A 10,079-nucleotide genomic window follows, 5' to 3' on the forward strand; every position below is an offset into this window, starting at 1 on the left:
GTTTTCCTCAGACTTTCCAAGGGTTAATCGCATTTTTCAGATCTTCAATCGAAGGCATGGATAGGGACGGCAATAGTCTTTATCAATGCTACTGTTGTTCTTTGTAAAAGCTGGGCATACCCGTGAATAAAGAGAGTGAATCAAACCACCCGCTCTGCGGGTGGTCGGTGATTGTTTTAATCAGTATCAGAGATGCTGATCCCAGTTAAAAGAAAAATTGAACTGATATCAAGGGTAGAAGAAATGATGAACACACTGCGCAACCTTGCCAAACGATTCGTTTTCCTTTGGTTAGCTTTACTCATCTCTGTTTTTGGGCCGGCCGCCATATCAAACGCTGCCGATCCCGTTGATATCACAAATTCATTTCAAATCTCATCGGCCAACGAACGGACAACGTTGGACCGCCGTACCCGGGAGCGCATCTTTACCGCCGACATCACCATGGTCAACACCGGTGACCAGGCATATTTGGCTCCCTTTCATGCCGTGATCCATATTACCGGAACCGGCGTCTCCATGCCCGAAGCCGAAGGCGGCATCGGCGTGGTGCCTTACAACACTTACTATTACGACCTAAGCACAAAGATCCCCGCCGAAGGCCTGGCTCCGTCGGCAAGCATCACCTTCGGCATCAAGATGGTCAGCAGGACAACCTTCACTTACAATGTCACAGTATATGGCGTAATCCCAGTCGTAAATCAGGCCCCGGGATTTTCCCCCATAGATCTTCAGGCTGTGGCCGAGGGCCAACCCCTCTCTTTCCTTGTGACTGCTATTGATCCCGATGAGGGGGATACCATCACTCTCGACGGACAGAACCTGCCCATCGGTGCTGAATTTGATGCGTCAACCGGTTCATTTTTTTGGACCCCGAATTTCGACCAGGCCGGCACGTATACCGTTACCTTCACAGCCGAGGACGCGGGCGGCCTAACAGCGTCCATGGATGTGCCCATTACGGTCACTGATACCAACCGGTCACCGGCCTTTACATCCTCGCCGATCACCGACGCTACTCAGAGCGAACCCTACGCTTACACGGCCACCGCCACCGATGCCGACGGCGACGCGGTGACCTTCACCTTCGTCCAGGCGCCCATGGGCATGACCATCGATCCAAACACCGGTGCTATCGCATGGACGCCTGCAGAGACTGGCGACGTCACTGTCGAGATCCAGGCCGCCGATTCCAGTGGTGGCTCGGCTGTTCAGTCGTTCACCATAGCCGTGGCCTCCGGTACCCAGGGCCCATTAGCACTATCCATTACCTCCCCGGCGGAAGGACATATCACGAATGCTTCTCCGATAACGGTTCAGGGGACGGTAAGCGATACAAATGCGCTTGTCGTCGTTCAAAATGTGGTTGCCGATGTTGTCGGCACAACATTTCAAGCAGAAAGAATCCCCCTTGTTGAGGGTTTGAACACGATAGAGGCAAGCGCCCACAATGACGCGGATGAAAATGTCGTTGTAACCAGCTCCGTTATTCTCGATACTACGCCTCCGAGTTTTATCATCACTTCTCCATCAGAGCGCAGCTTGTATACGAATCCCCTGGTCACGATTTACGGTATTGTTTCGGATGCAACAAACGTGACGGCAACCATTGATGGTAATCCGGCCACGGTTGAAGAAGGAAACCTTACCGCAAACAAGGCCCTATCACCCGGCCGTAATGTGGTAAGTATTATTTGTCAGGATGCAGCGGGAAATACCACAAAAAAACAACTGACGCTTTTTCTCGATACGGCGCCCTTGTCTGTAATTGCAGTCGATCCGCCATATGGTACCCCAGACGTACCCACAACCACGGCAATTACCCTGACTTTCTCAGAACCGGTAAACCCGGAAAGTCTACGTTCCAGTGCGATTTTCATTAGCGACGGGTCCGGCAGTATCCTGCCCGCCGAAGTGATCGTTTCATCTGATGCATCGAGCGCGACGCTTACCCCGACAGCTGCGCTACCCGCCGGTACAAGCATCAATGTATCCCTTACAACCGGGGTTACCGATGTTGCCGGAAATCCTCTTTCCGCGCCGTTTACCAGCGTATTCGTAACAGCCGGTGAGGTAATTGGTCCGGGGGTCGTAATAGGTGAAGTCTATGACGATACAAAAAGCCTCCCCCTATCGGAGGCCTCTGTCGCGGCCATTTCATCCGAAACTGGAGATGTGATTACGCAAACCCAGACGGATGAATTGGGACGCTACCTTCTTGAGACCGGGACGAGCGAGATTTGGGTACGCGTAAGCAAGCCCGGTTTTACAGTCGTCGACCGGCAGATCGGTTCAACGCAAAATTCCTACGCGGAGGCGTTAGACGCCAGGCTTACACCAGTAAGTCAAGCCGTTCCCGTAATTGCCACGGTCGGCGCGGAGGCCCGGAATCTCGCGGGAGATGTTCTCACCATCCAACCCGGCGCCTTTGATGCGGACGGGGAGATTACCTTTACCGTCATCAGTCCTCAAGGCCCCCAGGTACCGTTTCCTTACGGATGGTCTCCAGTGGCGATCGTCCAGATCGATTCCCCAGCGGTCTTCGATCCACCCGCCGTTTTGGAAGTGACCGATCAGACCGGGGCTGCCGCAGGAAAAGATGCCGTTTTTGCCTATTACGATGAAGCAACGAGACAATGGATTGCGCTGGAGACCGTGGTTATACCGGCTGATGGCCCAGCAACATTCCAGGCCGTGATCAGGCCGGGCCAGTTTGCCCTGCTTCTGTCTGACGCAGGGGAAGGTGGGCCTTCTGCGGTCGTATTGAATGAAGCGCTTGCTTCGGGAGAGCCCATTGAAATCCCGCTGGATGCGGAAGCAACAGGAATTGTGACCCCACCTGCGGGCCGTGCGGACGATCCCACACCGGCCAATGCATTGGTTACGATTCATTCTGACATACCGCTTCGAAGCGGCACACCCCTACGCGGAGATTTTCTGGAATTGTTCGTTCTCAGGGACGGGGATCGGATATCTCCCATGGACAACGCTCAGGATCTCTTTGCATACCGGGCTCTCGAGGATGCAGAGGGACAAACCCTGACGGCAGGCTTTCCCATGGTGCCGTCTGAGACCTTTGCCTTAGGAGAAATCTCGGAAGGAACGATCACGGTAAGCCTCAATAGAAGTTCCCAGGTCTCACGCAGTCTGGTTGGATCGGACGGCGGCGGGCTTCAAACGGAAGACGGAAGCCGCGTGGTCGTCCCATCAGGGGCGTTTACGGTTGATGTCCCCGTTGATCTGAAGCGATTGGATGAAGAAATCTATGGCGCACTCACTCCCGAGGGGTTCACCTATCTCGGTGGGCTGGGACTCGACCTTGCTGGCCAAACCGCTGCAGTCCCTCTTTCCCTTACCTTGGGCGATACCGCATGGCGCGTACCAACCGGGTCGCAAGTGGTGGTAGCACAAGTTCGAACCGTTCAGGGGCGTGAGCGTCTGGTTCTGGTCGGGTTGGCCCGCATCGAAGGAAATGACCTCACCATGGTAACCCAGGCGGATGGTACTGTCTTTCCCGGGGTGCGAGAAGGTGGTGTTTACTGTTTTTACCGATATGACGGGGAGCTTGCGGTTTTCTCGGGAACGGCACGGGAGGAAGCCGGGCGCAGGGATGGCCTGGTAACCCATGTGGAGGCCATGCCCTTTGTTTCCGTAACCGATACAAACGGCAGGTTCTCCCTGGTTTCTCAGCCAGGATCCTACGTGCTGGTGGCCGAGGCCGTGTCCACACACGATAAGGCCCGGGTTCAAGGCGAAACCGGTGTGCCCCTTTCGGAGGTCATTATCCATCCGAACCCACCATCTGTCGAGCGGATTGTCGTGCGTTCCCCGCTGGTGGCGGGAAACTATGCCGGCCCTGTCGTACTGCTGGGCAAGCCCGCCCCGTTGGTGGACGACGATACAACCGGTGAAAGCAGCGGAAACGGCAATGGCTGGATGGATGGGGGAGAACGCATCGAACTGTATCTATCTGTCCGAAACGAGGGTACCATTGCCGTTGAAAACATCTCCTTTGCCCTCCGGATTGACACGCTCGACGGAGACATAGCGGTTCTTCCCGAGATCGTTACTATCGACAGCCTTCCACCGGATGAGGCGCTGGATATCGGTCCCTTTGTCTTTGATGTCCCGGCGAACATGGACGGCTCTGAGCTGCGCTTTACCCTGTCTTCTCTATCAGACCAGGGAATTGCCAACAGGACAGCCTTCCACCTGCCCCTTGAAGTGGAACATATCGACGTGCCCATCGGCAGCGAGGTTCTCGTTTACTTTTCCGAAGCGGTAGATGCACAATCCCTTCCAAACGCACTCACCCTCGAGAAGGAGAACGGTTCCAGCCTTACCCCCATTGCTACCAAACTGGTTGTTGCCGGGGAGGGTGAAATCGCAAAACTCCGGCCCATCGAAACATTGGAAGACGATACGGTTTACCGGATAACCCTCTCCCAGGCCATCGTGGATACGGATAATTACCCGCTGGCCGAGGCGCCTGTCGTGGAGCGTTTCAAGACAGTGGACCTGACACCGCCGGGTCCCATCGATCCGGGTTCCATAGAGGTCGGCTTTCCCGATGAAGAAGGATTTGTGAGTATTTCAGGCTCCATTGGCTCTGTCAATCCTGACGATACGGTCATCGTGCTGAATGAGACCACGGGTTTTACTGCCCTTGCAATCGTTTCGGCTGACGGAAGCTTCAATGCACGCGTTTATGCGGAGTTAACCGACCAAATCACCTTGCGGGTCCAGGACCGCAATGGAAATGAAATCATCATCGATCCCGGGCCGTTTGTTCAGCGAGATCCGATTACCGGAGAAGTCCTCTCTACAATGGTGGGGCGTCGCGGAGGAACCGTACCCGGACCTGATGGAATCCAGATGATCGTGCCTGCCGGTTCGTTAATCGATGCCACGGAGCTGCGTCTGTCCCGTGATAAGGACCCCTTTTCCCTGCCTTCGGATATCGCTTCGAAGCCAACTCTTGTTTCCGCATTCGAGTCCTTTTTCGATGTTGTGGACCGCATACGAATCGACGGGGATGTTCGGCAATTTATCGGGCCGGTGGAGATTTCCCTTCCACCGCCCCAGGATGCGGTGGAAGGAGATCTATTTCTGGTTGTGCGCGACCGCACCGTCACTATCGGAGGCGCTATGGCGGACCTTGACCTGATCTCCGGACTGACCGCCGTTGAAAATCCGCTGCGGGATGTTGAGCGATTGGCGATTCTGGATACGGCAACCGTGAAAAATGAGGGCGGAGAGCTGGTTCTCTCAACGGATTCTCCCCCGTTCCAGGGCGTAACAGGCCCTGGAACCCTGACGGTTTTGAAGGTCAACGGCCAACTCACCTTTTTTGCGGGCGAGGTCAGGCGCGATTCCATCGACGGCCAGCCTGTTTCCGATGCAGTGGTGCAATCCATACCCGATGCAGCGGAAACTGCTGCATTTGTATCCATCACCGACGCGGATGGAGAATTCGTGGTTACAGATTCCAGCGCCGGCGGTCCATATGAAGAAGGTGCCGTCGTAGCAGGCAGACTGGAAGTCTTTGATCCGGATTTCTTACGGACCATACGCCGCGATGTCAGGGGTGTAGTAGGTCTGCCCGCACCGCCGGAAACAGTTGTGGCCTACCTTGAAGAGCCTTTTATTCTGCCTGCAAAATTGCCCGGTGCGATCATCGATATCCTGGGGGACCTGGAACCACCGAAGGTGAAAATCTACGTCCAAGGCGATTCTTTGCAAGGCGGATACTCCCGCGCAGGTGATTCGCTGACGGTGACGGTGGTCACGGACGACAATGATGAAGTGGCATTTGTAGCGCTGGAAGTGAATCAGGGAAGCGGTTTCAAGAGCGTGTCTCTCTCACCGGCCGGCACCTATACCATGACACCGCTTTCGGATGCGCTGCTGACTTTCCGGGCGACCGCACGGGATGCGAGCGGAAATACGAGTTCTTCCGAAGCCAACGTCCGAGCGGTCGAAGCCGAAGCCGGAGAGCCATTGATTCCGCAACCGATTTCCGGACAGGCAGCCGTTCGCATAGATCCGCCTTCCGCACCCCCGTCGGATTCCGATGGCTCTTCGGATGCATCGCCCGATGGTTCCGGGGACCGCGAGATATCATTTGATGGAGATATCGTTCTTACCTATTCCGAGCCTTTAGATCCAGACACGGTCAATAAAGATAGCGTTCAATTGAAGGATCCGGAGGGTAATCTCGTGGAATGCGAAATCTTGAAGGAGAATAATAATGCGGTCATTCGCATCGCCCCGAACCGCTATCTCCGCCTGGGGGCTTCATATACGGTTACTCTTACAGGGTTAATTCAGGACTCTGAAGGAAATTCCATTGAAGAAGAGACGCTTGAATACAAGGTTCCTCCGCCGGTTCAGAAGGCAACCATTGATTTGAAAAATACGGAAGATGTAGCTCTCTTCGGGAATTTTTTGGTTGTCGCCAATCATCCGGATACGTCAACCATGAAGGATTTTGGTGCAATTCATACCTACAAGATTAAAAAAGAAGATGGTCAATTGCTATCAAACCCGGATTTATTTTCATCCAAACAGGTGAATGGAAAACCTGTGAGTCTTGCTGTGGACTGCGGGCTTTTATATGTGGGGAACCGTTTTATCGGGTTGAGTAAGCTTCCGGAAACGGAGTTCTTTTTCGCACCTACAATAGTTGAGAATTCTGTCCAGGGAGCATTGGCTGGATGTTTGCCTACTGGTTTAGCAGCTGATTATATTCTTGGGCCTTTTAATCCTGATTGGATTGGGGTTGGTACAGACACTGCTGGAATTCTAAGCGCATTGTATCCTGACAGTTACGTATTAAAGAATTTGTATAATGGATTAAGCGCCGTGGGCGATGCTATGTCTATAACAGCACCATTAAGTATGATGGAAGCCCTCGTCAGTCCATCAGTAGCACTTTGCCTTAACTCGGTAACCTTGAGCAATTCTCCCCTACCATCCAATTTAGCTGTTTACGACCTAAAAGATCCGGAAAATCCAGAATTTTTAGGGGCTGGACTTAGCAATCGTGTTTCAGGACTCTTTCATAATCCCAGCTGTCTAACTAATAAAATCGCAGTGACTGACCAAGGCATCGGTGTCCTGAATTTCATGGATAATTTTGAATTATTTACTGCTACTCCAAAACCGGTGTCCCAAGGTATTTTCGGCAGGCTGGATATTCCGGGTAAATGGATGGGACGATGCGACGGAGGGCCGAACGCCGACTGTTCATGCCTTAGCAGTGCGTATTCGGAATGCAAAGGATATCCTTGCTCGGGAACTACTGAATTTTTGGATGTGGCTTTATTTAAGAGTTTTGCAGTGGTGCTGGAGAAGGATATGGTTCGAATGGTAACCCTTGATAAGGCAGGTGACCCAAGATTCGGTGAGAGAACACTTGGTCTTTTTCCTTTGCCTGGTACTTTTGTAGGTAGAATCGGAGGTGTTTCCGACTTCGAGGTTATCTCTTCTTCCGGTAGCATTGAACTAAAATCATTATTATTTGTTGTGGGTCAAACAAATAATACGTTGACCATATTAGACGTAACGGATCCAACTCACCCGAGGAGATTAAGTGATTTGCCGGATACATACGGAAACATGTCTTTTGATTCATGTCTTGGATTAGCGTACATTCATGGCAGAGGAGGTGAGTTTCATATTGTTGATTTCAACGACCCGGAAAACCCAAGGGAATTGAATAATCCGGGTAATGGGATGCCGTTCAAAGTGGAAGGACTTGGCTCAGGTGTTCCGATCAATGGAAATAAAAACCAAGACGGAATTGTATATTTGGGTAATCGGCCTGGAGTTAGAATTATTCAGATAAAAAATGGAAGTAATCCGGCAGTGATTGCTAAGCCTTCAAGTAAATCAGCGTGTGAGGAATGTGTCGGCCCAAATGATATAAAAATTAGTGTTAAAGACGATAAACGAATTGTTGGCATTTCTGATCCTTCAGATCAAGAACGGGATTACATCGAAATTGAGATCAGTCTCGATGAAACAATTTCACAAGGAACGAATGTTACTATAAAACAAAGTGGTGTCGGTAAAGTGATTTTTAAAGCTGATCTTTCAGATGAAGAAGAATTGGAATCACTTGATCTAAACTTATCACCCGGATCTCAGACAATTTATGTTTTTGGAAAAAGCCATAGTATGTCTAAAGACGACACTAAAATAAGTATCCAATTTGGTGAAAATGAGTGTGGGGCATGTAAATCTATAATACTAACCGTTGTAGGGATCGATCTTGATGTTGACTCGGATAACAACCTCAAGATTGAGGCGAAAGAAGATGAGTATGAGACTGAATATCCTGGCTTTATCTTTTGGGTCAATGTGGACAAGAAGGATGATTGTTCAATGGCATTGGATTCTGATGACTATATAGTAAATGGCGAAAAAGACCTTGAAGATTTTGCTACTCTATCTATCGATATGAGTCTTGTTCCGATTCTTTTAGGTCAAGATTCTTCCTCATGGTTGCCGGATGATTATACATGCTATCTAAGGATGGAACCGTTTCCTGATTCTGAAATTTCGCCTCCAGCTATCAGGATATTCAAGAAAGAGGATAAAGGTCTCGAGTACTTGAGTGACAAAACTGCTGCTGAAAAACAAAAAGACGCCCATTATCCAGGTGTGCTTGTATCTTACAATGATGGGGAAGAATCCAAATACAAAATAAAAATTAGTGACCTTGATGATAATGGAAGAGTTGATTTCTTATTTGAGGGAAGACTTGCAGGTAGAGGTTATCTTGCTCTTGTCTTGAAGGATTCAAATGATCGAATAGTTTCGAAGGACAAAGTCTATATAAATATTAAGCCATTAAGACATTTATACACTATGGCAAATGCCAGAGCTTGTAGTTGTGCAGAATGCGATGGCAAGCACGTGGATTGGCCGTCAGGAACTCAGGGCTCTAATGATGATTATGGATATACATTTGGCGATGACATAAACTTCAATAAGCCTAATCTGACTGTATTTGTTCATGGGTATAACGTACCTATATGTGGGGCATTTCAGACTTTTGATGAAGTTTTCAAAAGACTTTATTGGACTGGTGTTACGAATCCTGAGATCGAAAGGGATGAATCTGGGAATATCAAACAAAAAGGGTCGGATTTCATTGGTCTTACATGGGAAGGTGATGAACAGGGCTTTTTTGAAATTAACATTGAAATTGATGATAATGAAATAGATTTGAATAATGTTGTTCATTTTAACAGAAATGTGAGTAATGCATTGCAGGCAAGCTTGTCCGTAGGCGAATTCCTTAAGACCATGGCAGGCAGTAAACAGAAAATGAATATCATGGCCCATAGTCTTGGCAATATGCTCGTAAGCAGTGCCATAAAGAGAGTCTCAGGAATAGGTGCAGATAAATACATTTTGCATGAGGCAGCCGTTCCGGCAAATTCTTATGATGCAGATTATGACGGTTATGGGGTAGCCGGTTATCAATTGCTTCTACAAACTGCATCGATCAAAGGACTTCGATCAAAAGCGGACGAAAGAGGGTGGGCTAACGACGACCCATGGGCTAACTATTTCAGTGTCGTTCCAGATAGGGTCGAAATGGTTAATACTTTCTCTTCATCCGATCCTGTTTTATGGGGATGGATAGTTAACGAAATAATAAACAAACCCGACTTGGCAACTCATGAGAATTATATTGACGATGTGTTAATTGCCTTAATTGGATCTGATCCCAGATTGGCAGGTTATATATCATATCTCAGGGACATCGAGGTGAATGGCCCCCAATGGTCCTGGGATGATCTTCCAGAATCTCCTCCATTGCCGACAACTGAATTTAGCAGAATTTCGGATGAGCTTTCATATTACTTTCAGTCATTATCTCTTCCGGCCGGAGTTACGGAATTCCCCGGAATAACCGGAATAAGAAGTGTTGATGTAAGAGGCCTTGGTATTGATGCACCGGGAGAGGTTCATAGCGCATTTGTAATGAAGCCATTCTCTAATGTATGGCCATTTTGGAATGGGGTTATCGCTCGGGAACTTAGACCGGCAGAGGAGGACTGATT

1 protein-coding gene is annotated in these 10,079 nt (G+C 49.9%); it reads left to right on the top strand.

Annotation, left to right across the window (positions count from 1 at the left end; genetic code table 11):
* Window positions 1-243: 243 nt before the first annotated feature.
* The gene (locus GN112_RS03665; protein ID WP_162458768.1) at window positions 244-10,077 is read left to right on the top strand and encodes an Ig-like domain-containing protein; all 9,834 of its coding nucleotides are present in this window, start codon (window positions 244-246) and stop codon (window positions 10,075-10,077) included.
* Window positions 10,078-10,079 lie beyond the last annotated feature (2 nt).

The sequence above is a fragment of the Desulfosarcina ovata subsp. ovata genome, from assembly GCF_009689005.1.
Taxonomy (GTDB): Bacteria; Desulfobacterota; Desulfobacteria; order Desulfobacterales; family Desulfosarcinaceae; genus Desulfosarcina; species Desulfosarcina ovata.

Bases quoted from the DNA above. Each gene is read 5' to 3' on its own strand.
- GN112_RS03665 (WP_162458768.1), top strand. From the start codon at position 244: ATGATGAACACACTGCGCAACCTTGCCAAACGATTCGTTTTCCTTTGG.